At 50.9% G+C, this 26,132-nt stretch carries 26 protein-coding genes; 8 read left to right on the forward strand and 18 right to left on the reverse strand.

Annotated elements, in window-relative coordinates; all coding sequences use genetic code 11:
• Nucleotides 1-17: 17 nt before the first annotated feature.
• Nucleotides 18-1,079 carry a D-alanine--D-alanine ligase family protein gene (locus EDC33_RS10750; protein ID WP_124011179.1) on the reverse strand — a complete coding sequence of 354 codons (1,062 nt, stop codon included), beginning with the start codon at nt 1,077-1,079 and terminating at the stop codon, nt 18-20.
• A gap of 453 nt (nt 1,080-1,532) precedes the next feature.
• Here EDC33_RS10750 and EDC33_RS10755 point away from each other — a divergent pair, with 453 nt between their 5' ends.
• Both EDC33_RS10755 and EDC33_RS10760 read left to right on the forward strand, forming a co-directional pair.
• Nucleotides 1,533-2,384, forward strand: a complete 852-nt coding sequence (locus EDC33_RS10755) for a prephenate dehydratase (RefSeq protein ID WP_094906943.1) — start codon at nt 1,533-1,535, stop codon at nt 2,382-2,384.
• A gap of 57 nt (nt 2,385-2,441) precedes the next feature.
• On the forward strand, nt 2,442-3,350 hold the full coding sequence (locus EDC33_RS10760) for a cation diffusion facilitator family transporter (protein ID WP_124011180.1): 909 nt from the start codon (nt 2,442-2,444) through the stop codon (nt 3,348-3,350).
• Nucleotides 3,351-3,377: 27 nt separating this feature from the next.
• On the opposite strand, the gene EDC33_RS10765 is transcribed toward EDC33_RS10760, so the two are convergent.
• The 3 genes from EDC33_RS10765 to EDC33_RS10770 form a co-directional block, all read right to left on the reverse strand.
• A complete protein-coding gene (locus EDC33_RS10765; protein WP_124011181.1) occupies nt 3,378-6,389 on the reverse strand; it encodes an efflux RND transporter permease subunit in 3,012 nt (1,003 codons plus the stop codon).
• A gap of 90 nt (nt 6,390-6,479) precedes the next feature.
• Nucleotides 6,480-6,635 (reverse strand): hypothetical protein, encoded by a 156-nt coding sequence (locus EDC33_RS12700; protein WP_170156412.1) that lies wholly within the window; start codon nt 6,633-6,635, stop codon nt 6,480-6,482.
• A gap of 193 nt (nt 6,636-6,828) precedes the next feature.
• On the reverse strand, nt 6,829-7,407 hold the full coding sequence (locus tag EDC33_RS10770; protein ID WP_124011182.1) for a nitroreductase family protein: 579 nt from the start codon (nt 7,405-7,407) through the stop codon (nt 6,829-6,831).
• A 119-nt stretch (nt 7,408-7,526) separates the two neighbouring features.
• Between EDC33_RS10770 and EDC33_RS10775 the strand changes: the two genes are divergently transcribed.
• Nucleotides 7,527-8,447: a DMT family transporter gene (locus EDC33_RS10775; protein ID WP_094906947.1), complete on the forward strand. Its 921-nt coding sequence runs from the start codon at nt 7,527-7,529 to the stop codon at nt 8,445-8,447.
• Between the two features lie 223 nt (nt 8,448-8,670).
• Here EDC33_RS10775 and EDC33_RS10780 read toward each other — a convergent pair whose 3' ends face one another.
• Entirely contained in the window at nt 8,671-9,078 is a 408-nt protein-coding gene (locus EDC33_RS10780) for a DUF805 domain-containing protein (protein WP_124011183.1), read from the reverse strand.
• A gap of 121 nt (nt 9,079-9,199) precedes the next feature.
• On the opposite strand from EDC33_RS10780, the gene EDC33_RS10785 reads away from it, so the two are divergent.
• Entirely contained in the window at nt 9,200-9,550 is a 351-nt protein-coding gene (locus EDC33_RS10785) for a DoxX family protein (RefSeq protein ID WP_170156413.1), read from the forward strand.
• 7 nt (nt 9,551-9,557) lie between these two features.
• Here EDC33_RS10785 and EDC33_RS10790 read toward each other — a convergent pair whose 3' ends face one another.
• The 8 genes from EDC33_RS10790 to EDC33_RS10825 all read right to left on the reverse strand — a co-directional run bounded on the left by EDC33_RS10790 (nt 9,558) and on the right by EDC33_RS10825 (nt 16,286).
• A complete protein-coding gene (locus EDC33_RS10790; protein ID WP_124011184.1) occupies nt 9,558-10,325 on the reverse strand; it encodes a glycerophosphodiester phosphodiesterase in 768 nt (255 codons plus the stop codon).
• Between the two features lie 282 nt (nt 10,326-10,607).
• Nucleotides 10,608-11,225, reverse strand: coding sequence for a 3-hexulose-6-phosphate synthase (hxlA, locus tag EDC33_RS10795; protein WP_124011185.1), 618 nt, complete (start codon nt 11,223-11,225; stop codon nt 10,608-10,610).
• 10 nt (nt 11,226-11,235) lie between these two features.
• Nucleotides 11,236-11,901, reverse strand: a complete 666-nt coding sequence (rpiA, locus tag EDC33_RS10800) for a ribose 5-phosphate isomerase A (protein WP_124011186.1) — start codon at nt 11,899-11,901, stop codon at nt 11,236-11,238.
• 7 nt (nt 11,902-11,908) lie between these two features.
• Complete coding sequence (locus EDC33_RS10805; RefSeq protein WP_124011187.1) at nt 11,909-13,192, reverse strand: TRAP transporter large permease; 1,284 nt, start codon at nt 13,190-13,192, stop codon at nt 11,909-11,911.
• The gene (locus EDC33_RS10810) at nt 13,192-13,686 is read right to left on the reverse strand and encodes a TRAP transporter small permease (protein ID WP_040105778.1); all 495 of its coding nucleotides are present in this window, start codon (nt 13,684-13,686) and stop codon (nt 13,192-13,194) included. Before EDC33_RS10810 ends, EDC33_RS10805 begins: the two co-directional genes overlap by 1 nt.
• A 27-nt stretch (nt 13,687-13,713) precedes the next feature.
• Nucleotides 13,714-14,733 (reverse strand): TRAP transporter substrate-binding protein, encoded by a 1,020-nt coding sequence (locus tag EDC33_RS10815; protein ID WP_124011188.1) that lies wholly within the window; start codon nt 14,731-14,733, stop codon nt 13,714-13,716.
• Between the two features lie 13 nt (nt 14,734-14,746).
• Nucleotides 14,747-15,295: a 6-phospho-3-hexuloisomerase gene (hxlB, locus tag EDC33_RS10820; RefSeq protein WP_170156414.1), complete on the reverse strand. Its 549-nt coding sequence runs from the start codon at nt 15,293-15,295 to the stop codon at nt 14,747-14,749.
• Entirely contained in the window at nt 15,282-16,286 is a 1,005-nt protein-coding gene (locus EDC33_RS10825) for a LacI family DNA-binding transcriptional regulator (RefSeq protein WP_124011189.1), read from the reverse strand. The genes hxlB and EDC33_RS10825 overlap by 14 nt, the downstream gene beginning before the upstream one ends.
• A 245-nt stretch (nt 16,287-16,531) precedes the next feature.
• Between EDC33_RS10825 and EDC33_RS10830 the strand changes: the two genes are divergently transcribed.
• Entirely contained in the window at nt 16,532-17,422 is an 891-nt protein-coding gene (locus tag EDC33_RS10830) for a fructose bisphosphate aldolase (protein ID WP_124011190.1), read from the forward strand.
• A gap of 249 nt (nt 17,423-17,671) precedes the next feature.
• Nucleotides 17,672-17,872 (forward strand): cold-shock protein, encoded by a 201-nt coding sequence (locus EDC33_RS10835; protein ID WP_031546097.1) that lies wholly within the window; start codon nt 17,672-17,674, stop codon nt 17,870-17,872.
• Between the two features lie 191 nt (nt 17,873-18,063).
• Here EDC33_RS10835 and EDC33_RS10840 read toward each other — a convergent pair whose 3' ends face one another.
• From EDC33_RS10840 to EDC33_RS10850, 3 genes are all read right to left on the reverse strand, one after another.
• Entirely contained in the window at nt 18,064-19,335 is a 1,272-nt protein-coding gene (locus tag EDC33_RS10840) for a glutamate-5-semialdehyde dehydrogenase (protein ID WP_371868335.1), read from the reverse strand.
• On the reverse strand, nt 19,335-20,171 hold the full coding sequence (gene proB, locus EDC33_RS10845) for a glutamate 5-kinase (RefSeq protein ID WP_031546093.1): 837 nt from the start codon (nt 20,169-20,171) through the stop codon (nt 19,335-19,337). Before proB ends, EDC33_RS10840 begins: the two co-directional genes overlap by 1 nt.
• A gap of 177 nt (nt 20,172-20,348) precedes the next feature.
• Nucleotides 20,349-22,346: a penicillin-binding transpeptidase domain-containing protein gene (locus EDC33_RS10850; RefSeq protein WP_124011191.1), complete on the reverse strand. Its 1,998-nt coding sequence runs from the start codon at nt 22,344-22,346 to the stop codon at nt 20,349-20,351.
• A 126-nt stretch (nt 22,347-22,472) separates the two neighbouring features.
• Here EDC33_RS10850 and EDC33_RS10855 point away from each other — a divergent pair, with 126 nt between their 5' ends.
• The gene (locus tag EDC33_RS10855; RefSeq protein ID WP_124011192.1) at nt 22,473-23,234 is read left to right on the forward strand and encodes an NRDE family protein; all 762 of its coding nucleotides are present in this window, start codon (nt 22,473-22,475) and stop codon (nt 23,232-23,234) included.
• Nucleotides 23,235-23,459: 225 nt separating this feature from the next.
• The gene (locus EDC33_RS10860) at nt 23,460-23,699 is read left to right on the forward strand and encodes a ferredoxin family protein (protein ID WP_031546087.1); all 240 of its coding nucleotides are present in this window, start codon (nt 23,460-23,462) and stop codon (nt 23,697-23,699) included.
• Between the two features lie 67 nt (nt 23,700-23,766).
• On the opposite strand, the gene EDC33_RS10865 is transcribed toward EDC33_RS10860, so the two are convergent.
• The gene (locus EDC33_RS10865; RefSeq protein WP_124011193.1) at nt 23,767-24,192 is read right to left on the reverse strand and encodes an OsmC family protein; all 426 of its coding nucleotides are present in this window, start codon (nt 24,190-24,192) and stop codon (nt 23,767-23,769) included.
• Between the two features lie 31 nt (nt 24,193-24,223).
• Nucleotides 24,224-25,852, reverse strand: coding sequence for a sodium:solute symporter family protein (locus EDC33_RS10870; RefSeq protein ID WP_124011194.1), 1,629 nt, complete (start codon nt 25,850-25,852; stop codon nt 24,224-24,226).
• Nucleotides 25,853-26,132 lie beyond the last annotated feature (280 nt).

Consider the following 26,132-nt stretch of genomic DNA (forward strand, 5'->3'; position numbering starts at 1 on the left):
CCATCCCCCTTTGGATTTTACAGCAGGTCCGTCTTCAACTGGGTGTTCAGCTGATGACGCTCGACCGCCAGCTCAACCAGACGGTCCAGCAGTTCAGGATAGCTGATGCCTGACGCTTCAAGCAGTTTCGGATACATGCTGATGCTGGTGAACCCCGGAAGTGTGTTGACCTCGTTGACGATGACTGCGCCGCCCCCTGCCAGGAAGACATCCACCCGCGCCATGCCTTCACAGTCGAGGGCCTTATAGACATCATACGCAGTCTGGCGTATCTTTTCCGCAACCGGCTGTTCGAGCCTTGCCGGAATCTCCAGTGCCGCCCCGCTCTCATCGATGTATTTCGATTCGTAGGAGTAGAACTCGGTATTCGCAACGATTTCACCAGGGACGGAGACGGTCAGGTCCGTATTGCCGAGGACCGAAACTTCTATTTCGCGGCCCTGGACGGCACTTTCGACCATCACCTTCGTGTCGAATTCGAATGCAAGTGCAAGCGCCTCATGGAACGACTGTTCATCCGTCACTTTCGATACCCCGACGGAAGATCCCTGGTTCACCGGTTTGACGAACATCGGCAGGCCGAGTTCCGCCTCCACTGTGCTGTAATCGACCTGATCCTTGTCCTCATGCCGGAAGACCATCCAGTCCGCCACGTTTATCCCTTCAAGCTTCAGCAGCCGCTTCGTCATATCCTTATCCATGCATACTGCTGAACTTCTCACGTTGCAGCCGGCGTAGGGAACGCCGACCATTTCAAGCACACCCTGGACGATGCCGTCCTCCCCGGCCGTCCCATGCAGAATCGGCAGCATGGCATCAAAATGATGCATCCCGCCTTCGGATACGAACTGCTGGGATGGCAGGATGGAAAGGCGATGGCCGTTCTCCTTGTCCACCACCGCTTCAATCCGTTCCGACTGGTCGGCCAGCAGCCACTCCCCCTGCTTTGATATATAGATCAGGTGGATGGTGTATTTTTTCCTGTCGAGTGCACCCAGCACACTTTCGGCAGAGCGCATGGACACCTCATGCTCAGTCGATTGTCCACCGTATAATATTCCCAAATTCAATTTTTCCATGTTAACACTCCCAGATCGAGATTTTCATTGTTTGCAAGTCTTCATGCATCAATGGAATGGTACTCCTATATTATCACAGAGCACCCTCCACTTCCCTCAATAAAATGTGCAGGAGGATAAAAAACTCGACTATATGACGAAATATATTGACAATTCAAAATTTAATTGATAGGATTGGACACAACTTAAAGGAATTGGGTGATTCATATGGACATCACATATTATGGAACTCAATTGAATACCTTTTTCTTCAGCTATTTTAGATAGCGTCTATATTCCATCGTGGATATAGGCGGACTGTATCTATGATGGCTGATTTGAATGAGAATTTTCATTCTTGGCCATTTAAGGAATCTAAATGGCTGGGATTTTTATTTTTATGGACCATTTGGGTTTCTCTTTTGAAAAGAGTAGTCCAGGTGGTCTTTTATTTTATAATTGGGAGTGGTAAAGATGCTGATCGGATATCAAGGTGTAGAAGGATCATACAGTGAAATGGCGTGCGGGACTTTCGCAGAGGACGGAGCATATGAAATGAAGGGGTACCCCACATTCAAGGCGCTTGTCGACGACTTGATGCGGGACCGGGTCGATTATATCGCCCTGCCGGTCGAGAACTCCACGAGCGGTCCGATCACACGGACGATCGACCTGATGAAATACCTCGAAGTGGATGCAGTGGAGGAGATCTATGTCAAGATCGACCATGCACTCATCACTAAAGGGCCGGTCGCGCTCGATGAACTGACTGAAGTCTATTCCCACCCGGAAGCGCTCGAACAATGCTACGGCTACCTGAGCGGCCATCCGCACCTCACGGTCCGTGAATATTCGGATACGGCCGATGCGGTCAGGATGGTCAAGGCTTCCGACGACCCTGCAGTCGCAGCCATCGCCGGCAGCCATGCCGCAGAGATGTACGGCATGCATGTGGCACGGGAGAACATCAGCGACAATCCATACAATACCACACGGTTCCTCTTCTTCAGAAAAGCGGAGAAGCCACGGCTGAAGAACACGAACAAGACATCACTCTACATCGAGACGGACCACAGCACAGGCTCACTGAATGAAATACTCAACATCTTCAGCAGTCACGGCATCAACCTGCTGAACCTGACTTCACGGCCGATACAGCACAAACCATTCTCCTACGGATTCTTCATCGATGTCGAAAAGGGCGCCGACGAGACGTTGAGCGGGGCACTCGAAGACATAGGGGAAGTCAGCAAGTACATCAATATCCTCGGCACCTACCAGAAGGGCAAGATCCCCTCCTACGAAGGCGCCCTCGTAAACGAATAGGAATCCCTGCCCTTTCTTGTGTATAATGGACTCAACTACACAGGAGAGGGTTTAAATATGAACGAAAACACTGCCCAAAAAATGATCATGGCCTCCATTGCAGGCGCCCTTGCATTTGCAGCACTCGGCATCATCTGGGGCCTTTATGCCGACAGCCAGATGATCCAGTTCGACGGCTACTACTCATTCATCAGCGTCCTGCTGTCCATGATCTCGATGATGGCACTCCGCTTCATCTCGAAGGAGGACCCTGAACGCTTCCCCTTCGGCAAGGAAAGTTTCATCCCTTTGACCATCGTCATCAAATACTTCGGCATACTGGTCCTCATCCTGATTTCCCTCGTCCAGGCCTTCATCGCCCTGTTCTCGGGCGGCAATGCCATGTCGATGGGATCGGGCGTGCTCTATGCCCTCATATCCGCCGTCGGGTGCTATGCCGCCTACGCCTATTTCAAATCCAGGGGACAAGGTGACGCACTCATCACTGCCGAGATGAACCAGTGGCGCATGGATGCCCTGCTCAGCATCGGTGTACTGGCCGGCTTCCTAATCGGATGGCTCCTGAGCCTGACCTTCATGGAGCCGATAGTCCCTTTCATCGACCCGGTCATGGTGATCCTCGTTGCCGGGTACTTCATCAAAGTCCCCCTGTCCGAGCTGTATGCATCACTCAGGGAACTGCTGGAAATGGCACCTGAACGTCCCATCGCCGAAGCGGTCGAGACGCAGGTCCTCCATATCCGTAAGTTTCATGGTTTCCAAGATCACGCACTCAGGCTGCAGAAGATGGGCACCAAACTCTACATCGAAGTCGACTTCATCGTCCCCATCGAGGATGACCTCACCATATACGAACAGGACCGGATCCGCCAGGATCTGAAGCAGCGTCTCCAGAGCCTCACCCTCGATCCGTGGACGACCGTTGTGTTTACGCATGAAAGGCAGCAACAGCAGAAATCCCGATGACAGTGTCATCGGGATTTCTGCTTTATTCTAGCTGTTCCTGTACCTCACCTTGTAGTAGAGATAGTACAGGCTTGGTGTGGCTATCATGGAGAGTATCGTGGAGAACGCAATACCTGCTATGACGGTCACTGCAAGCGGCACGAACAGGACGTCGCCGCTGAAGGCCACCGGTGTCAGAGCGATGATGCTCGTGATGGTGGTCAGCAGGATCGGTTTGAAGCGTGCACGTCCGCTGTCATATATCGCTTCGTGTATATCGAATGCATCGCTCTTCCTCCGGGCTTCGATGAAGTCGAGGAGGACGATGGCATTCCTGACGACGATACCGGATAGTGAAACCATCCCCATGACGCCGAGGAAACTGATCGGCGTCTGGGTGACGAACAGGCCGATGATGCCGCCACTGATGGCAAGGAAGATGCTGAAGACGATGATCAGCGGCATGACGATGGAGTTGAACTCTATCGCTATGACCAGATATACAAGGACGAGTATGATTCCGAAAAGTATACTGATCTCGACAAAGAAGTCCGTCTGATCGGAAGTCTCCCCACCGATGATCATTTCGCTGGTCTCAGGCATTTCGCCACGGAATGCTTCGATCTTCTCTTCTGCAGCTGCTTCATCATCTGCATATACCTTGAGCTCCACCATACGGTCTCCGTTTGTATGATGGATGTACTTGGAACTTTCCGTCTCGGTCTCTTCGACAAAGTCGGTGAGCGGGAATGTCTCCGGCTGTTCACCGGTCATCTTGATGATCTCCACATCTTCTACGCTGTAGTCATTGGAATATTTCAAGGTCGTCTCCCGGTTTTCACCATCGACGATGATGCCCTGGATCGGTATGCCTTCAGAAAGCATGTTCAGCTCATTCTTCACTTGGGAGATGGAGACGCCATTCTCTTCAAGTGCATCATAGTCGATGCTGTAGTTGATCGTAGGCACCAGGTCTCCAATATTCGTCGTCACCAGTGCACCCTCGTCTTCAAGTGTTCTCTGCAGGCTGTTTGCCTGTTCATTTAACTGCTCGAGGTCGGATTCATAAAGCTCCACTGTTATCGGCGCCCCGGCTGGAGGCCCCTGGATGATCGTCTCCATGAATATGGTTGCTTCCGGGAAGGCCTCCCGCACGGGTTCTTCAAACTGGTTGATTGTTTCTGAAGCACTGATCTCTTCCTTATCGATCTGAAGTGCAATCTGTGCAGTATTGGAGCCCGCCTGATCGAGTGATGCGCCGAAGAGATTCGGGAGCCCCGTGCCTGTAAACAGGGAGGCCCCTTCCACATGCGGCATTTCATCGAGCATGTAGTCGAGTACTGCGTTCGCATCTTCATGCGTCTGGTCTATCGTCTGGTCTTCAGCGAAGATCAGATCGACCGTAACTTCCGAGCGGTCCGCTTCCGGGAAGAACTCGAATGGCGTGAACCGGATGAGTCCAAGCGACAGCACACCGATGACCAGCACCGTAAGGAATGTGATGAGTGGGCGCCTGATGATTGCAGGAAGCACCCTGTCCGCATAGAAGTCGCTGCCCTTTGTGAACAGCTTGCCGATCAATCCCGGATGCTCAGGCACTTTCTTGCGTTTCAGCAGATATCGCGCTGCCGGGACGAATGTCAGCGCCAGTACAGTCGATACGACCATCGTCGTGATCAGTATGCTCGGCAGGGCCTTGATGAAGTCCCCGTTCGCTCCGGAGAGCAGCAGCAGCGGAGAGAAGGTGAATACGATCGCCAATGTTGAGGCGATGACTGAAGGTGCCACTTCCTTCACACCATTGTAGACACCGTCAAGACGGTCGTCCCCTAAAGTAAATCTTCTTTCGATGTTGTCGTTGACCACGATCGAATCATCCACCAGTATACCAAGTGCGATGATCAAGCCGATGACTGATATCTGGTTCAGATCGACACCGAACCACGGCACCGGTATGAGGCCGATGATGACGGACAGCACCACAGTCGTCATTACAGTGATCGATCCGAAGAGCGACAGCCCGAGGGAGGCACTGATGATGACGGCAATCAGGGCAATCGCCAATGACATGTACAGCCCGACGAATATATCCTCTACATTTTCCCGTTCGGAAGAAAGTGTAGTGACATCAATCGAATCGGGCAGACCCGATATGCCATCATCCATGACCGCTTCCACATCTTCCGAGACTGAAGGGACATCTTCACCACTGGAAAGGAAGACGGTGAATGAAATCGCCGGCTCCCCTTCATATTCGACGATATCCTCAGGGGTTGCCGTAACCTCCTCTATTTCTGCAATGTCAGGGAGCGGCGTACTGTCCTGCCCCACCCGCACCTGTTCCAGTACGGAAAGCGGCGTTTCATCCTGGAAAGACAGGCGGATGATATTGCCATCATCCTCTTCCTGCCCAAGGATGACCGGGTTCAACGAAGTTTCTATCTCACCGAGTATCTGATTCGGGTTGACCTGGGCTTCAGCCATGGCATCCCGGTCAAGGTTGATCTGATATTCCTGGTCGGTATAGCCTTTGACGGTGACGCCGCTGATGCCTTCGGTCTGGGAAACTTCCCGTTCAAGCCTCTCCAGATCTCCCCTTATCTCATCCAGTTCTCCACGCTCTTCTGCATGGAACTGATAGCTCAAAATCGGGAATGTGTTGCTGATGGACTGGACTTCCGGGTCAGCCGCATTCTCGGGGAGGTCTCCGGAGAGTCCACCGAGGAGATTATTCACTTCATTTAGGACGTCCTTCGTTTCGACCGAATTGGCGATTTCGAGTGTCAGCACCGAAACATCATCCTGGGAGACGGATGACACACTGTCGACGCCATCCACACTGAATATTTCCGCTTCTATGATTTCAGTGATGTTCGATTCGACATCGCTCTTGTCCGCCCCGGGCCATGGGGTTGTTACGTTGATCAGATTGACTTCCGTCTCTGGTATTTCACGCTGCTCGATCGTCAAAAATGTATAAATTCCAAATACTGAAACCGCAAATACCATGATGATGAAAAGAAGACTCCGCTCCATGATCATTCCAAATAATTTTTTCATCCATTTTCCTCTTCCCTGAACAATTAGAATTCCTTTATGTATTTCCCATCATACACCGAAAAAATGAAGCCTGCCACAAGACAGACTTCATTATAATTCACTGCTGTAGCTGAAGTAGATTCCTGTTACAAACAACAGGAAAACTGCCGCATAGCCAAGCACTGCATATTGATCCGGTATGACCGTCTGCAGGCCGACCATGGTCAGGAACCCCAGCAGATAGCATATAGCCGCAGCATATTTCATTTCCAATCCTCCAACGGTGATGGTTGTCATTCTTCCCTGCTACAGCAGTAGGGAAAGTATGAATAGTACGATGACGACAAGACCTACAATATAGATGATGCTCCTCATGGCTATACCCCCTCTTCGAAGTCTGGATATTTAATATTTAATAATCCAGACTTCGAAGAGGAAGATAAAGATTGAAAATGTGTGATTATTCGTCATTCTCGATCCATGCCGTCTTCTCTTCAAACGGCGTGCGCTTTGCATTGTCCTTCACCACGTCAGGTTCACCGAGGAACACAAGACCCAGGATCTCCTCCCGCTCATCCAGTTCGAAATACTCCTTGACCTTCGGCGTATTGTATATCGGTCCGCTCCTCCATATCGCGCCGAGACCCATTTCATGTGCGGCAAGGAGCATATTCTGCGTCGCTGCGGCAACCGCACAGACATCTTCGGTATAGATCGCCTTCGGGTTGTCATCCGGAGAAAGTGCCACGACGATCACCGTCGGTGCGGCAAAGGGCTTCCTGCTGATCTTTTCGATCCGCTTCATTCCTGCCTCCGATTCCGGATCCTCGACACGGCCATGTGCCACTTCCTTCAGCACACGGGAGAGCGGATTCCGTCCTTCCCCGCTGAGTACGAAGAATTTCCATGGTTCCGTATGGTGATGGTTGGGTGCCCATGTTGCCGCTTCGAGCATCCTCTCGATCTTGTCCCGCTCCACCGGGGTGTCCTTCAATTTTGGAATGCTGCGACGGTTCTTTATTGCTTCAAAGACTTCCATTTCCATTGCTCCTATACTATGTATTATAATGACTAATTATAGGTTACCAAACTTTGATGATGCTTTACAAAGCAAATGACAATAATTATCAACTACATTTTACGGAAGGAGGTTCCACTTTGATATTCCTGCTGATCCTCGGCATTTTTGCCGGCATGCTCGTCCCTCTACAGACTTCAGTGAACAGCCGCCTTTCCCTATTCACGAAATCGCTGATACTCGCCTCTTTCTACTCCTTCCTCACAGGAACGCTTCTGCTGGTGCTCATCAACCTTATCGTGAATCCCGGGAAATTGGCGCCGGACTTCCTGCTGTCCGGTGACTTCTCTTACATATGGTTCACCGGCGGCCTGCTCGGCGTCGTCTACCTGACGGGAAATATGATACTGCTCCCCCGCATCGGCGCTGCGCTCACCGTCATCATGACGGTGGCAGGACAGATGGTCATCGGGCTGTTCATAGATACGTTCGGCTGGTTCGAAGCCCCCATCCAGCCGCTCAACATCTACCGCATTGCGGGTATCATCATAATGATCGGCGGCATCATTTTCATGAACTATAAGAAGCGGAGTGCCCGTGTTGCCGGGAACCGTTCGAACGGGTGGCTCCTGCTCGGCCTGTTCACCGGTGCCCTGCCCCCGATACAGACGGCAATCAACAGTGCGCTCAGGTACGAAGTTTCATCCTTCTTCCTCGCTTCGCTGATCTCCTTCTCGGTCGGTACACTGGCACTGCTCATCCTGTCCCTCATCAGCGCACGCCGGCTGAGCCTTTCATTCTTCGTTGAAGGGGCAGGGCGGCTGAAATGGTGGCACCTTGCCGGCGGGCCGCTCGGTGCCGTCTATGTCACAACCAATATCATACTGATGCCCCACCTGGGTGCAACGCTGACACTGATGAGCGTGATATTCGGCCAGATGCTGATCGGCCTTGCCATCGATCACTTCGGTCTCTTCGGCATACACCGCCATCCCGTGGATGCAAGACGGATCTTCGGCGGCGTGCTGATCCTTACGGGCATCATGCTGCTGCAGATATAAAAAGAAGTGGAGTATGCCTACTCCACTTCCCTGTCTTTTGACGTATCGTTATTCATTTTATAAATGCAGTAGCCAAAGCCGCCCGCTGTTGCCAAAGCAATGAATTGCATCAGAAATTCTGTCAGATTCGCTTCCATCTCCGTCTCCCCTTCTAAAATGTTAAGCGAATTATAGCACAGGATGAAAGTGTTTTCACTAGGAAATTTTTATATTCCTTAAATTTTTATCGGATCGGCTTCCTGCCGTATTTGTTGTCCCCATCACTCGGCATCAATGAGAATACGAGGCCAAGGATGTTTACGCCTGCAATGACGGCGATGGCAGCTGTCTTCATCCACTTTTTTGCGGGCTTCATGAATGTAAGCGGGATGAGCAGGAAGGACGCCATCTGAATCACCTGATACCACCCTGTGATGCCGGCATCCTGATAACGTCGTGAAGTCACACTTAATGATGGGATCATGACGACTGCCGTAAATGCCCCCTCCAACGGGTTCCCTTCTCCGCCTTTTCGGCTCACCAGCGCACCGACTCCTGCAAGGATGAGATTTGGTATCCAGTACTCCCCGCGGGTCGCCCTGCCCCTGAACTGGAATGCTTTCTTGAAAAATCTTATGAAATATGTGAACATGTACTTCCGCTCCTTCTGGTTGGATTCCTCCCCGATTATACATCAGCTGCCTGTCATGTTTCCATTGCGCGGATCGCGGGGATATAGAAGGGTATAAAACTATAGGAAGAAGGACATGAAAATGAAAAGGATAATTATGGGCACCATCTTCACCATCGCCGGCGTTGCGCATTTCCTGAAGCCGGAAAAATTCGCCAATATCACACCACGGTTTCTTCCATTCAGGACATTCATCGCATACTTCACCGGTGTGGTTGAACTGTTGTTCGGCATGCTTCTGCTGACCCGCAAAGTGACGAACTGGCAGCTCGGAGCCATGCAGAAGTTCCTCTGGGCGGTCTTCCCCGCCAACATATACATGTATACGCATCAGGACAAACTTGGCATTTCCCATCTGCCGGACTGGGCGCTTCTCGGCAGGCTCCCCCTTCAGAAGGTCATGTCCGATACGCTTGAAGACATGAAAAGATAGGCCACAGCTACATGTGGCCTATCTTTTTCTTTCCCCGCTCCACAAGGGGCGTCATCTTTTCCGGGTAGTTCGTCATGAGCGTCTGCACACCATGATCGAGCAGTTTTTCCGCCTCCCACACTTCATTGACCGTCCATACCCGGATCCGGTCCTCAATGCCTGTGATCCGTCCGGGGTGCTTCAGTATGGACCGGTAGCCGACATGGAGCGCTTCAAGCGACAGTTCCTCCATATGATCGATCGGCCATAATGGGACCTTGCTCGTCAGCCATGCAATCCGTGCTTCCGGGTCGATCGCCTGCATCCGCAGAAGGCTCGGAAGATGGAAGGAAGAGTAGATGACCTTGTCCGAATAGCCGTATTCACGCACTATATCACGAACCTTCTCTTCGATGCCTTCGTATTCGTAGACATTGGTCTTCAACTCTATATTCAGGTCGATATCATGAAGGGCGACCAGCTCCATCACTTCCTCAAGCGTTGGAATGCGCTCCTGCCCCCACATCACAGGATCATACTTCTCGAAAGTGCCGAAACTGCACCCGGCACTCAACCTCCTCAATGTATGGAAACTCATGTCCTTGACTGCGCCGATCCCGTCGGTTGTGCGGTCGACATGCTCATCGTGGATGACGACCACTTCCCCGTCCTTCGTCAGATGGACATCTATCTCCAAACCATCCACGCCGGCATCGATCGCCTTTTGGAATGCCAGCATCGTATTTTCCGGATATTCCCCCATAGCGCCTCTGTGACCAAAAATTTTTGCATGCATCCGTCTTCCTCCCGACCAATGTTATCGTGCAGGGGGCCTGCGCAGCCCTTCCGATGCTCCGTATACGTTCACAAACCCTCTACCATACACATACCCGCCGAGGCAGCGTTTCTCACTTCCGCTTCCCTGAATCAGTGGGTTTCCTCTTCTCATCTCCCATTTAATCACAGATCAGCCGCCCATAATGGAAATTTACATAATCTTAAAGAATATTTACCTGTCTTTAACCATTCTTTCCATACAAAAAAGGACGGGCATATCCGCCTGTCCCCGCCGCATGCATCACTTCATGAGCGACCTGATGCGTGCAGCCTTTTCTTTTTTGTCCGCGGCCTTCGTAATGCCGCTGCCCACGATCACGACAGCAGGATCGAGCGGCATATAATCTGCCAGGTTGTCCTCATTGATGCCCCCTGCCACATAGATCTTGAAGCCGGAGGATTCAAGGCCGGCAAAACACTGCTCCGACATCACCGCTTCGCCCTGCTGGTCCTTGCCGATATGGGCGCTGACCGAAGCGGCGCCGATCGATTTGAGCATTTCAAGCACCTCCGGACCGGAATGGTTCAGAAGGTCCACAACCACTTCCCTTTCCTCTTCTGCCGCCACTTCAAGACAGTCCATAATGGTCTTCCTGTCCGCAAACGACATGACTGTGATGATATCCGCTCCGTATGAGAAGGCGACTTCGCTTTCACTTCTGCCGGCATCACATATTTTGATGTCGGCGAGCACTTTTTTATCCTTATACGCATCCTTGATGTCGCGGACGATGCCGAGTCCGTACTCCTTGATGACACCTGTGCCCACCTCGATGATGTCGACATGATCCGACACTTCCTCCAGCGTTTCAAAACATTCGTCATAACTCATTCTATCGAGCGCAATCTGAAGTTCCATGATATCCTCCTTACCGGTCTTTTGCATATTCCTGATAGGCGCCCTGGTCATCAAAACTGAATATGTGCCTGATCTTCCTGTTGAAGATCCCCGTCTCTACAACACCCGGGATGGCCACAAGGTCATTATGAATTTGGTCCATATCCTGCGGGTCACTGAAATGGCAGTCCACAATGTAGTTCCCATTATCCGTAATGAACAGGCCATCCTCCCTGGTGCGCATTTCAGTCTCCGCACCAAAGTTTTCCTCGATCGTCCCGACCGTCATTTCATACAGATAGGTGTTGATCTCAACCGGAATCGCAATGCCGCTGAAATCCTCCACCTTCTTGTCCTGATGGGCGATGATGACGATCTGATCCGAAAAGTATCCGACCTGCTTCTCCCTGAGCAATGAGCCGCCACCCCCTTTTATCACCATGCGCGTCTCGTTGAACTGATCCGCCCCGTCTATCGTGACGGGCATGCGATCTGCATGGTGGACGACGGCGAGCCCATGGCGTTTCAGTTGGTCTTCAGTCTTTTTCGAGGTGGGGATGAAGGCGACATCCAGGCTGTACCTGTCGACGTGTTCCTTCATATAAGGGATATATCCTTCGATCGTCGATCCGGATCCCATCCCCACTACGCTTTCGTCTACGAGAAATGTATTCAATGCATCATAAACTTCATTCATCTTTCATTCAGCCTCCTTCAGCAAACATGTCTGGAATAATGAATATTATGGCAGGGACGAAAGCGACGATCAGCAGTACAACCAGTATGATGAGTAGATATGGGATGACGGCGGCAAATGACCGCTCCACCGTCAGCCCTCCGATCTTGCTGGCAATCAGCAGGCACAGGCCATATGGCGGTGTCGCCAGTCCGACTGCCAGTGTCAGAACAACTATGATGCCGAGGTGCACCGGGTCTATACCGAATGCCTCTGCTGCCGGCAGTACGATCGGAACGAACAGGATCATGGCCGGTATCGCATCCATGAAAGTGCCCACAAGCAGGAAGAACACGATGATCAGCAGCAGGAAGAGCCATTTCGCCCCGATGTTTTCCGTGAAGAATTCCTGTGCCAGCGTGCCGAGACGGTAGTAGCTGAGCAGTTCACCAAGCGCACTCGCCGTGGCCAGTGCAAACAGCGAGAGGGCACTGAGCGACAGTGTATCAAATATGATCTTCGGCAGATCTTTGAGCCGGAGCGTCCTGTAGTAGAACATGCTGATCAGGAGCGCATAGATCGAAGCAATGGCCGCTGACTCCGTAGCGGTGAAGATCCCCGTCGTGATGCCGCCGATGATGATGACGATCGTCAGCAGGGCGGGAAATGCGACGAAGAATTTTTTCATCAATTCCTTGAATGGTACCCGCTTGAATGTCGGATACCCCTTTTTGACGGAGATGAAATATATGAATATCATCATGCCGAGACCAATCAGGATGCCGGGGATGATGCCCCCGAGAAACAGTGCGCCGACGGATGCATTCGCGATGCCGGCGAATATGATCATGGGGATGCTCGGCGGAATGACTACACCGATCGTGGAGGAGGCCGCCGTCACGCCGACGGCAGTCTCACGGTCATACCCGTTCCTGATCATGCTTGGTATGAGGACCTTCCCTGTACCGGCGGTGTCCGCCTGAGCAGCACCCGACACACCCGCAAACATCATCGATACGAGCACGTTGGCCTGTGCAAGCCCGCCTTTGAGCGGACCGACGACCGCCAGTGCAAGATCGATCATCTTTTCTGATATCTTCCCCGAATTCATCAGGTTAGCAGCCAGAATGAACAGCGGCACGGCCAACAGGACGAATGAATCCAGTCCATTCAACATCTTCATCGGCACGATGAGCCCCGGAATGTCGGGGATCGTCATGATGCCGAGCAGAGCCGTAATGCCGATGACGAAGGCGATCGGTACACCGATCACCAATAGCAGTATGAAGACGGCAACAAGTATATAGCCCACTAGCTATCCAACCCCTTTCCATTCAAATTCCTCAAGTAGCCGAAGGCCCTGCCGATGTGTCCAACCGAATACAGCAGCATCGTCGCCGACATTATCGGCAGCGACAGCCACACATATCCTTTTTTGAGGAACGGCAGCGTCTCCCACGTGTAGTGCCAGAAGTGGCTGAGGATGACTACGCCATACACCAGCAGCACAATGTTGAATGCCAGCAGCAGGACGTCTATGAAGATATCCAGGTAGAGCTTCATTTTCCGCGGCAGCTTCATCTGCAGGAAATCGAACGTAAAATGCTCCTTCCGGTTCACCATTACAGCAGCTCCCATGAATATGGCCCATATGAAGCTGTAGTTCGCGAGCTCCTCCGTCCAGATGACCGACCAGCCCATGAAGCGGGTCAGGATCTGGAGCAGTGTCGCAAGAAAGAAGACGAGCAAAAAGAATATTCCGAGTCCAATCTGCACTTTTTCAACCGATTGTATGATTGTTTTCATTTTTCCACCTTCCACTACCCATATTATTTATTCGAGGCTTCTGACTTCCTCAAGCGTCTCTTCCATGTCCAGTTCCTCTGCAAGCCCGTCCTGGATTGGCGCTGCAATCTCCTTGAACGGCTCCGTGTCGATCTGGTTGACTTCGGCGCCTGCCTCTAAAGCGATTTCCTTGTACTCTTCTTCCTGGGCCATCAGTGACTCCCTTTCGGCTTCGACGGAAGCCTCTGAAGCCTCAAGCAGAATCTGCTGGATATCCTCAGGATACTTGTCGAACCGTTCACCATTGGCCAGCAGGAAGCGTGTCGTGTAGTCATGGGCCGTTTCGGTGATGTATTGTCCGTTCCGCGTCGTGTGGTGGTTCTGCTGGACGAAATATGGATAGGCGTTCTCGGAGGCGTCCACAACGTTCTGCTGAAGCGCCTGATACAGCTCACCCCACGCAACGGAAGTCGGGATTGCACCGGCCTGCTGCCAGAAATCGGCCACTACGCCGGAAGCCTGCGTCCGTATGGTCATGCCGTTCAGATCGGACATCTCCTCAAGCGGCTTCTTGCCGTAATAGTGCCTTGCACCTGCGGACCAGTAGCCGAGCATCTTGAAATCATTGTTGGATTTTTCGTTGACCATCTCTGCAATATCCGCACCGACCGGTCCATCCACCACCCGCTCCCAATGCTCATAGCTGTCGAAGAGGTAGGGCAGTGCGAAGAAGTCGAACTCAGGGATGCCCGTCTGGGTCATGAACCCCGGTGAAACCAGTACCACATCGGCTGCGCCGATCACCAGCTTCTCCACCAATTCCGATTCTGCCGTTCCGATGGTGCCTGCATGGACTTCCACAGTGATTCTGCCGTCCGACTCCTCCTCTGCGACTTCCTTGAATTTCAGCAGCCCGTCGTGATATGGATTCTCCGTTGACGTCTGGTTGTGTGCAGCAATGATCTTGATCGGTTCCCCTGCCCCTGCATCCGGTGCGCTTCCGCTGCTGCACCCGGCAAGGATGACCACTATGGCAAGCAGTACTGATGTGATGATTGTTCTTTTCATTCAATACACTCCCCTATTCCAGATTGAAATGTTTCGATTTCAGCGCTTCCCTGCTTTTGCCTGATGCTGTATTGAGGTGGATGACCATCGCATCCAAAATCAGATGCATCGACTGGTCGAACTGGTTGCCGAGCGGCTGGATCGTTGGTATGTCGTTGTTCTTGGTACTTGCTTCAATGAACAGCACACTGTCGAACTGCGCCTTCAGTGCCTCGTCCGGGGAGGCTGTAACGAGTGCGCTTCTGCCACCGATATCAGCCACCTTGTCCGTCATGCTTCCGACTGTCTGGCCTTTTCCCGAACCACTGAGCACAATCAGCAGATCTCCTGCTTCAAGTGCCGGGGTTGTCGTCTCTCCGACGACATGGACCCGATAGCCGCTGTGCATCAGGCGCATGGCAACCATCTTCCCGACGAGTCCGCTGCGGCCGTTGCCGTAGATGAATATGCTCCCCGCTTTTTCCACTTCCTGTGCGAGCTGCTCAAGCTCCCTGGTGTTCACCCTGCTGCATACCTCTATTGCTTCTTCGGATACTGTTGAGAGAATTTCATTGATCTCCATATTGTTTCACCGACTCCCTTTCTATCAGATATGGGTGGAACCTTTCTATCCCTGATGCATTTTTGCTGCCATTCATCATTTCAAATAGTGCACTGACGGCGGCGGTACCGATTTCCACTGCGGGCTGGGCGATGACGGTGATGCCCGGATTGAAGAAATCCGCAAACTCGATGTCATCGATGCTGATGATGGACAGCTCCTCGGGGATCAGAATATTCCTCTGCTTTGCCATCTTCAGCAGTTCGAACAGCGCCAGGTCATTGGCGACGATCAGGGACTCAGGCAGACTGCCCTGGGCAGCCGATTGATCCAGTGACGATACCATCCCCTCCTTCTCCACCTGGATGGATATCGGGCGGATGCCGTATGAACCGCAGAGCTCAAGATATGCATCATACCGCTCCTGCCTTGCGACGATGGCTTCGACAGGCTCGGTCAGAAAACCGATCTCCCGGTGTCCCCTTTCTGACAGGTGGTCGAACGCCATCATGACCGACACCCTGTTATCCAGCATATGGGACTGGATCGGCACGTTTTCTATATACCGGTCGACGAATACGACGGGATACCCCTTTTCGGCAAGTTCCATAAAAAGCGCTTCATTTTTGGCGGTGGGGATCACCACCAGCCCATCGACCTGCTTGGCCATCAGCATGCGGATATAATCCGCCTCCTTATCGGAACTGTTGTCCGTGTTGCAGACGATGACATGGTAGCCATGTCCATGCGCAAAATCCTCAATGCTCCTGATCACCCGCGTCGAGAAGTTGTGCAGTATATTGGCGACGATCACCCCGATCGTCATCGTCCGTTTGTTCTTTAGGGATTTCGCTATATGATTCGGACTGTAGTCCAGCTTGCGGACCGCCCGCGCAATCCTCTCCCTGGTCTCCGGGCCCATCTTAGTAAAATGACCGTTCAGATAATGGGATACGGTGCTCTTGGAAACATTCGCTTCGTGGGCGACATCATTGATCGTCACGTTTTTCATGTAACACTCCTTCGATTTAGTAAACCGTTTCACTAAAACGATTTATTAAAGTATAAATGACATGAAAGCGTTTTACAACCATAAATCGGATAAAATCTGAAAATTCATTTTCTGTCGTATGCCTGCATATCTGTTGAGTTTTCCGGTGCAGTAGTGACATAATAAAAGGGTGCAATCCTGTTATACGACGTGCAATTCAGGGAATAGAGAGATTGATGGATCAATATACCAAAGGAGTGGAATTCATGAATCAGGAACAATTCGACAAAGTCAAGAATGGAAAAGGCTTCATCGCAGCTCTCGACCAGAGTGGCGGCAGTACACCAAAGGCACTGCTCGCATATGGTGTCCAGGAGGATGCCTATTCAAGCGAGGACGAAATGTTCGACCTTGTACATGAGATGCGCACACGCATCATCACTTCCCCTTCATTCAATTCGGATCAGATTCTTGGGGCCATCCTGTTCGAACAGACGATGGACAGGGAGATCGAAGGCAAGTACACTTCCGAGTACCTTGCAGACAAAGGCATCGTGCCTTTCCTTAAAGTCGACAAGGGACTTGCCGACGAAAAGGACGGCGTACAGCTCATGAAGCCGATTCCGGAACTCGACAAGCTGCTTGAGCGTGCGAACGAAAGAGGCGTATTCGGTACGAAGATGCGTTCCAACATCCTTGAACCGAATGAAAATGGCATCAAGGAAGTCGTAGATCAGCAGTTTGAAGTCGGCAAACAGATCCTGGCAGCAGGCCTCATGCCGATCATCGAACCTGAAGTCAACGTCTACAGCGACAACAAGGAGAAATCCGAGCAGATCCTTAAAGAAGAGATTGAAAAGCATCTTGATCAGCTCACGGATGACCAGCAGGTCATGCTGAAACTCTCCATCCCGACAAATGCCAATGAGTACAAATCACTCATCGAGCATCCAAGGGTCCTCCGGGTCGTTGCCCTGTCCGGCGGCTACTCAAGAGACGAAGCGAATGAAAAACTCAAGAAGAACGATGGCCTCATCGCCAGCTTCTCCCGTGCACTCGCTTCAGATCTGAACGTCAACCAGTCGGATCAGGAGTTCGACCAGAAATTGAAAGAAGCTGTAGATACGATCTACGATGCTTCCGTCAATAAGAAATAATACTGTTGCGCCGCCTTTCTGAAGAAGGCGGCGTAATTCTTTTCAACTTATTTAGCATTAATGGTAGACAGGATGCTCAGGATGATGTATAGTAACTGTAATAAGATTTTTAAGTAATGCAAAGCAGTATCTAATTCACATGTTACAAAGAGTAATCGTGATTTGGCCGGTACTTTTTGTAACGTGTGAATTTTTTTATGTGTTAGTGCGCTTAAGATATTATTAAATTTATTTTTGGAGGTCATTTATATGACACAAGGTACAGTTAAATGGTTCAATGCAGACAAAGGTTTCGGTTTCATCGAAGTTGAAGGCGGAGACGACGTATTCGCTCACTTCTCCAACATCGAAGGCGAAGGCTACAAGACTCTTGACGAAGGTCAAGCTGTAGAATTCAGCGTTGAAGAAGGTCAGCGTGGACCACAAGCTGTTAACATCGTTAAACTCTAATAATATTTTAGATAATATTTTAGTAAGTTTATGTTAATGGAAAATCCCCTCTCATAATGAGAGGGGATTTTTTGTGGGCAATTCCAGATTCATGTCACATATGACCAATTTCCATTCTTTACGTATAGAACAGCACCCCGGGGCTCACTTTGCCCCGGGGTGCTGTTTTCTATTATTTTTACATTATGTTCCTAGCCCTTCGTCTGACCCATGCCTTCCACTACATACTTGTAGCTTGTCAGTGCTTCCAGACCCATCGGCCCTCTGGCATGGAGTTTCTGCGTGCTGATGCCGATCTCTCCACCGAAGCCGAACTCTGCACCATCTGTAAAACGGGTGGATGCATTGACGTACACAGCGGCTGAATCCACATCGTTCAGGAAGTCCTGGGCGTGCCCGTAGCTTCCCGTGATGATTGCATCGGAGTGCCCGGAAGAATACTTTTCGATGTGCACGATTGCATCTTCATAGTCTTCCACCACTTTCACGGCGATTTCATTGCCGAGGTACTCCTTCTCAAAGTCCCCTCCTTCTGCCGCTACTGCTTCATCGATAATGCTGCAGACCGTCTCGTCTCCATGGATGATGACACCCTTCTGAACCAGGGCATCAGCAAGCGCCGGCAGTGCTTCCTCAGCAATGCTCCTGTCGACCAGGAGCGTCTCAAGCGCATTGCAGACCGAAGGCCTCTGCGTCTTGCCATTGACCAGGATCGATTCGGCCATTTTGAGATCCGCCTGTTCATGGACATAGAGATGGCAGTTCCCCGTACCCGTCTCGATGACCGGCACAGTCGCATTTTTGAGCACCGACTGGATCAGGTTCGCCCCGCCGCGCGGAATGAGACAGTCCAGACCTTCGTTGAATTTCATGAATTCGGCAGCCAGTTCCCTCGACGGGTCAGTGATCAGCTGGATGCTGTCGGCCGGGATGGATGACTTGGAGAGGCCATCCTGAAGCACTTTGACGAGCGCCTTGTTGCTGTTGACTGCTTCCTTGCCGCCCCTCAGAATGACGCTGTTGCCCGCTTTCAGGCATAGGCCTGTAGCGTCGACGGTCACATTCGGACGGGATTCGTAGATGATGCCGATGACGCCGAGCGGCACACTCCTCTTGCTGATTCTGAGGCCGTCCTTGTTCACCCACTGGTCCTGTGTCTTCATAATCGGATCAGGCAGGGCAGCCATCTGCTTGAGGCCATCCTTCATGCCTTCTATGCGGGACTCATTCAATGCCAGGCGTTCCACCATCGCATCCTGGTATCCCGCCTCCTTGCTGTGCATCATATCCTTCTTGTTCTCTTCAAGGATGAATGCCTTGTTCGCTTCCAGTGCTTCCGCCATGGCCAGGAGTGCTTCGTTCTTCTCCCCTGTGCTGCTCTTGCGCAGTGCTTTCGCTGATGATTTCGCAGCCATTCCCATATCTTTGAGAATGTCGTTCATATCGGTTGTAATTTGAACCATCATATCTCCTCCCCTTGCAATGCTGTCTCAAGTATGTTCTTCTTAAATAGCGTGCCTATTTCTTCCCCTTCGAGTATGTTGAATATCAAGGCAGGATTCTCCGCGCTTGTGATGATCATGCTCTTATTGTTTTCTATTAAGTATTTGGCCGCCTTAAGCTTCGTTTCCATGCCGCCTGTGGAGAACAGTGAACCTGTACCATTGGCCATGCTCAGTATATCCGTATCCACCTGGCCGACAGCTGGGATCAGTTTGGCGAATTCGTTCGTGTGGGGATTTTCATCATAGAGGCCATCGACATCGCTCATAATGATCAGCAGGTCTGCATCAACGAGCTCAGTGACGATCGCAGCCAGTGTATCATTCTCGCCGAATCTTCTGTTGTAGGTCTTCTCATCCACCGATATCGCATCATTTTCGTTGATGACCGGTATGATTTTTCTTTCAAGGAGTGAGTTGATTGCGGATTTGCAGTTTGTATAGGAAATCGGGAAGTCGATGATATCTCGGGTCATAAGGATTTGTCCGACATATTGATCGTAATGCTGGAAGAAGCGGCTGTAGAGGTTCATGAGGGCACCCTGCCCGACTGAGGCCAGTGCTTGTAGATCTGAGGTTTTTTCAGGGTATTCTTTCATGTTCAATGTGCATGCACCCACACCGACAGCGCCTGAAGTCACGAGTATCACTTCTTTGCCCTGCTGCTGGAGTGCTGAACAAACAAAGGAAAGTCTGTCCAACTTATGGTAATCAATTTCATCGGTAGTCTTCATAATGGAATTTGTGCCAATTTTAATAACGACGCGTGTACTGTCTTTTAGAAAATCTCTATTCATCTAACCCCTCCTATGAGTGTGTGTAAATGATAATATCTATTAATTATACATAATACTGCATATAAATCCACCTTTTTTCCGAAATTCTTGAAATTATTTCAATGAAAACGTTTCCTTTGTGCTTTTACATAAAAAAATGACCCGGAACATCGAAGTTCCAGGTCATATATCCTTCTTCTATTCGTTCAGTTCGTCGTGGATTTCCGCGAACTTTTTGGCAGAGTACTCGCTCATGCCGCGATTCTCCACATCTTCCACGTACAGGCTCATGATCATGTCCTTATTGTTCTGATCATATCCGATGAACCACCCGGTTTCTTCTCCCCGGGTATCCTGGGAAGTCTTGTTTTCGCTCGTTCCTGTCTTGCCGGCGAACTGTGCATACGGGCGTTCAACATCATCGGGATGGTTCAGCCTGACGACATCCCGCATGGCTTCTTCAAGATAATCCAGATTTTCCTGGCTTGTAATGTCTTCGATCTGCACATTCTCTTCCGACTCCGCCAGGATATGCGGCTCATAGATATCCCCGCCATTCAATACTGCACCATATATCGCAGTGATCTGGATTGGTGAGATCATCAGCTCCCCTTGACCGTAAGCAGTATCTGCAAGGAGGATATCGCTTTCTATCGTACCCTCATTGGACACCTGGCTCGTATAGATCGGATAGTCCGTGTCGTATTCCTGACCGATGCCGAGTGCTTCCATACCGCTTGTGAACTCCTCGGCACCCAGTTCAAGTGCCGTCCGGGCAAAATAGATGTTATCGGAATAGGTGAGGGCCTTCTTCAGGTCGAATGACTCATCCATCACATGATAGCGGTTCACCTCATAGCCGCCCCATGAGTCATCCTGCTGCCAGCCCTTGCCTGTAATCTCCATCGTCTCGTTCTTGTTGAAGTCTTCCGAGTTCATCGCGATGATCGAGGTGAGGATCTTCTGCGTCGATCCAGGCGATGTCGCCCGGTTGAACTTGTTCAGCAGCGGGCTGTCCTCATCCGTTTCAAGCGCCTCATAGTCCTCCTGATTGATGCCGAACATGAAGTCATAAGGACTCGGGCTCGGATAGCTGACGGTCGCGAGCATCTCTCCGTTACCCGGGTCCATCGCGACACTCGCCCCAGCATCTTCTTCAAGATGGGAGTAGATCGTCGACTGGAGGGAGCCATCGATCGTCAGTTGAATGTCTTCCCCATCCTGTGGTTCTGCCTTCATCAGTTCCTCCACTGTATTACCGGATTCATCGACGATCGAGACGGTGTGTCCTTCTTCAGGACGCAGACGGTCTTCATACAGCCTTTCGGCACCCCTTTTTCCGATCATATCACCGGAGGTGTATCCGTCACGCTCCTCCATTTCTTCCGCTGTTATCGGCCCGATGTATCCAAGCAGGTGGAATCCGGCGTCCTCAAGCGCATACTCCCTTGCCGGTGATTCCTGTATCGTCAGGCCGAGATCCTGGAATTCTTCCCGTGTCTCTTCATCAAAGCGGTGGGCATCCTTCACGGGGACGAACATGCCGTCCTCGATCCAGGCTTCATTGAATATATTCTGGAGACTCTCCTCCCGCATATCGAGTGCTTCCGCTGCTTCAAGCAGCCCAGATTCATCCAAGCGGCCGGCTATGTAGCCTACAGTTTCCTTTGTGCCGTTGAAGGCGAGCTTGTCTCCGTTACGGTCCAGGATTTCTCCCCGCTGTCCTTTGGAGACATCAATCCTCAATTCGTTATCGGCCAGACCTGGAATGATCATATCCGGCGTCCACTCGATGAACCAGTCATTCTCCTCTTCATTGTACGACAGGTCGATCGTGTATTCCCTGCTCATCTCCCCATATCGGGTATCCAGCACCAGGTCTCCGGTATACCGCTTCTCCTGGTCGTTCTCCTCATTCGATTCCACACCTTTGATGTCCTCAAGCGTTGCGGTCTCCACACCGAGGGACTCGTACAAGCTCCTGTTGCGGTCCACAACTTCCTCCTCAGGATACTCCTCCTTCGCGGAGGCGCTCAGAAGGGGATATATATCTTCATAATCTTCATTCTGATAGGATTCAGTGAACCGGTCGAGCGTCTCCTCCTCCGATTTCTGGAAAAGTCCAGAAGTCATCAGGAAATAGAGGCCCACACCAAGAATCAGCACTATCGGTATCACCCATAAAAATTTCTTCATCGTCACCTCTCCAAACATTCGTTTCCCCCATTATATCAATCATGCATATGTCATGAAACCGCAAACGTGCCTCGTTATCCACTGCATGGTAGGATGAAGATAACATTAAATTTCGAGGAGATGCGTATGTGTCTGATAATCTTTCAAAAAAATAACCATCCGAATTATAAGCTCATCGTGGCGGCAAACCGTGATGAATTCTACGAGCGTCCGACTGCTTCCGCCGACTTCTGGCAGGACCACCCTGAAGTCCTCGCCGGCCGGGACTTGAGCAAAGGCGGCACCTGGCTCGGTCTCACGAAGAGCGGGCGGTTCGCTGCCGTGACGAACATCAGGAAGCCTGGGATGGATGGCGCCGACAAGAAATCCCGGGGTGCCCTTGTGAGCAATTACCTTACCGGGGACATGCCCGCAGAACAGTACCTTCAATCCCTGGAAGCAGAAAAGGATGAGTACTCTGGCTTCAACCTTCTCGTAGGCAATCAGAATGACATGTACTACCTGAATAATGACGGCATCGGCACTGAAGGCGTGCCTGATGATACGCACGGCCTCAGCAACCATCATCTCAATACACCTTGGCCGAAAGTCGTCAAAGGAATAAGCAGGCTTGAAGATTATCTCCAGAGTGCAGAATCGATAGACGTTGACGTCCTCTTCGACATCCTCGCCGATTCCGAAGAGGCGGAGGACAATCTGCCCGATACCGGCCTGCCCGAATCGCTCGAAAGGCAACTCTCCTCCCCATTCATCAGCACTCCAGAGTATGGCACCCGGTCCTCAACTGTCGTTCTCGTCGACCATGATGACAATGCAACCTTCATCGAACGCACCTTCTCCAAAGGTGTTCAGACGGATGAGCAGCGTTACAGCTTCAGAATCGAATAACAAATGCTTCGTTTCAACCAGTGGTTTTGAAACATTTTGCTTCAAAGAATTGTCATGTAAAATTGACCTCAGCCCAAATTTGCCTTATCATTGAAATATAATAAGCTGTCTGAAAATAGCATTCATCTGAAGAATGATCTACATTTTCAGGTTTCCACATAAGTTTCCTGTATCATCAGGAGTTGCAACAGAATGATATCTTTATATAAGTGAGGAGGTCGTCCCATGGCATATGTTATCCTTCAACCGTGTATGTCTGAGAAGTCCGGAGATTGTGTTGAGGTTTGCCCGGTAGATTGCATCGAAGAAGGTCCGGATCAGTTCTACATCGATCCAGACATCTGCATCGACTGCGGCGCATGCGTTGCTGTCTGTCCTGTAGACGCAATTGTCGAAGAGTACGAAATGAACCCGGAAGATGAACCATTCCTGGAAAAAGCAGAGAAGTTTTTCGGAAATAAATAAAATTAAAACCTTTCCTGAGCCCACGTGGACTCAGGAAAGGTTTTTTATTTTGTCCTCCTACTATATTCTAGGCGGGAGACGCACCTTCGACGCCATTGACCGAATAGCTTACAGTAAGCTCTGCATTCAGGGAATGCGTAACGGAACAGTATTTGTCATTGGCGAGATCTATCGCCCGCCCCACCTTCTGTTCAGGCAGATCCCCTTCAAATGCATAGTGGATGTGGATGTGCGTGAACTGCTTCGGCGGCGTGTCTGAACGATCTGCCTTCAGCTCCATCCGGAATGCATCGGGTTCCAAACGCATCTTTTCCAGAATCCAGATAACATTTATCCCACTGCACCCGGCGACGGAATGGAGGAGCAGTTCCATGGGCCTTACCCCACCATTCTTTCCGCCGATCTCTTCAGCACCGTCTATTCTGATATCATGACCAGACGAGGCGATACCAGAAAAGCCGACGCTCCCCGTCCAACTCAATTCTGTTTCCATATATTCCACCCTTTCAATTTCCTTAATCCAATCATGATTGCTGCTGAACGGTCTCCTTCGTAGTCCATTGTGCCTTTTCCTCAAGCGGTCTGAACAGTTGAATGACCGCTATGAAATAGGAAATGATCGCTGCAAAGCCGAACAGGCCGATCAGCCCACTCTGATGAAGCCCTTCGAAGAAGATGATATTCACGCCGGTCAATATGACTCCTGCTCCCAAAGCAGCGTAGCCATATCGCGCAGCTTGCCCCGTCTGGATGAACCATTCAGCCTTCCTGTCCAATAACGTGACGAAAACGATCGTCAACAGGTTGATGGAGCTCCCCACCCAGACCGGATGTACCTCCAGGTAGAATGCGCCCGGCTGCCAATCTCCGAGGTAGTACCATAACAGACCGCTTGAGAACCCTGACAGCAGCGAAGCGACGACTGCCTTATTCGTCACCACCGGCCAGAACAGGGCAGCCAATACCGGAGCGAAGGTTGCGCTGTTCCTGATCGTCCAGGCCAGCACGTTCCACCATGCAGACTGTTCTGTACGCAGCATGCCGAACCCGATCATCAGGAATGTCAGGAGCAGCAGTGAGTATTTCGTATACTTTACGAGCTGTGCTTCCGTCGCCATAGGACGGACGGCACGACCAAAGTCGCGTCCCAGGCTTGTTGCGCCTGAGAACTGGCATGGTGCCCCCCAGCCAAGCGCACATGCCCATACACCGAGGAAGAAGATGCCGACCAGTGGCGCCGGCAGTACTTCCATCAAGTACTGCGGAATCGCAATCAACCCTGCCTGTGCATTCGGGATGACCACTGCAGTCGCAATACCGAACAATACACCACAAACGATGAAAGGAATGGCCATGAATCCAGCCAGAACCATTCCCTTCTGTCCCTCTTCGGGTGTCTGTGAGGAAAGCGCCATCTGGAATGCTGCCTGTGCAAGTATGACGTTTACCAGGAATGTACCGAACCAGGCCACGATCACCTGAATCCCGACACCGCCGAAGTCCATCATCATCGGCCTTTCTGTAGCATAGGCCACAAGACCTTCAACGCCAGGATTGATGAAGAAGGCGATGAGACCGATGATGAACATCGCTGCAAAGAGCACCATATTGATCGTCTGTGTGAATGCAACCGACCACATGCCGCCCCCCTGCAGATAGACGAAAAGCAGCAGTGCCGTTATGGCAACGGAAAGCGTCAATGAGATGCCTGTAAATACGTGGATCGCTGAAGCAAATGCAATCGCCGTGGCCACCGACCACATCGGGAAAGCAAAGGCTGTAATCAGACTGGAGATACCGAGGGCTTTCCGACCGAATTTCTCACCAATCATCCCCGTCACCGTCACCATCATCTTTTTCCTGAATGAACGGATGATCAGAAAGGCGATGATGAAGATCTGCACCATTTCCGCCACACCGTACCAGATTGCGGAAACGCCTGTCAGATAAGACAATTCCAGAATGGATATGTATGTCGAACCAGAGAAGAGACCCGTGATGCAGAAAGCCACAATCCATTTATTGAAGTTCCTCCCTGCTACAAAGTAGCTGTCCTTGCTGCTCAATTTACGCTGTGCCAGCTGTCCGGCACCTATCAGTATCAGTGTATAGCCCACTGCCAGTGCCAATATCCATATGCCGTATTCATTCATGGCCGTCGCCTCCCCGTCAATTTATTTATGATCCTTATGTCTGCAGATCCAATATTCCACATCTTAGCTTTTATCGAAAGATCGTGTGGGATATCTTACTTTTTTGATGGGAATAAGTATAGCATAGGAAAATGGATATAAAGTAACACTTAATAACTATCTCCAATTATAGCTTTAGGCTATAACCACGTGTAAAGAACTAAACGGGAATTTTTAAATTGGAACAAAAAAGACTACTTCCCTTCATTTCAGGAAGTAGTCTTCAAATTTTCAATACAGA

Source organism: Salinicoccus roseus (assembly GCF_003814515.1).
GTDB lineage: Bacteria > Bacillota > Bacilli > Staphylococcales > Salinicoccaceae > Salinicoccus > Salinicoccus roseus.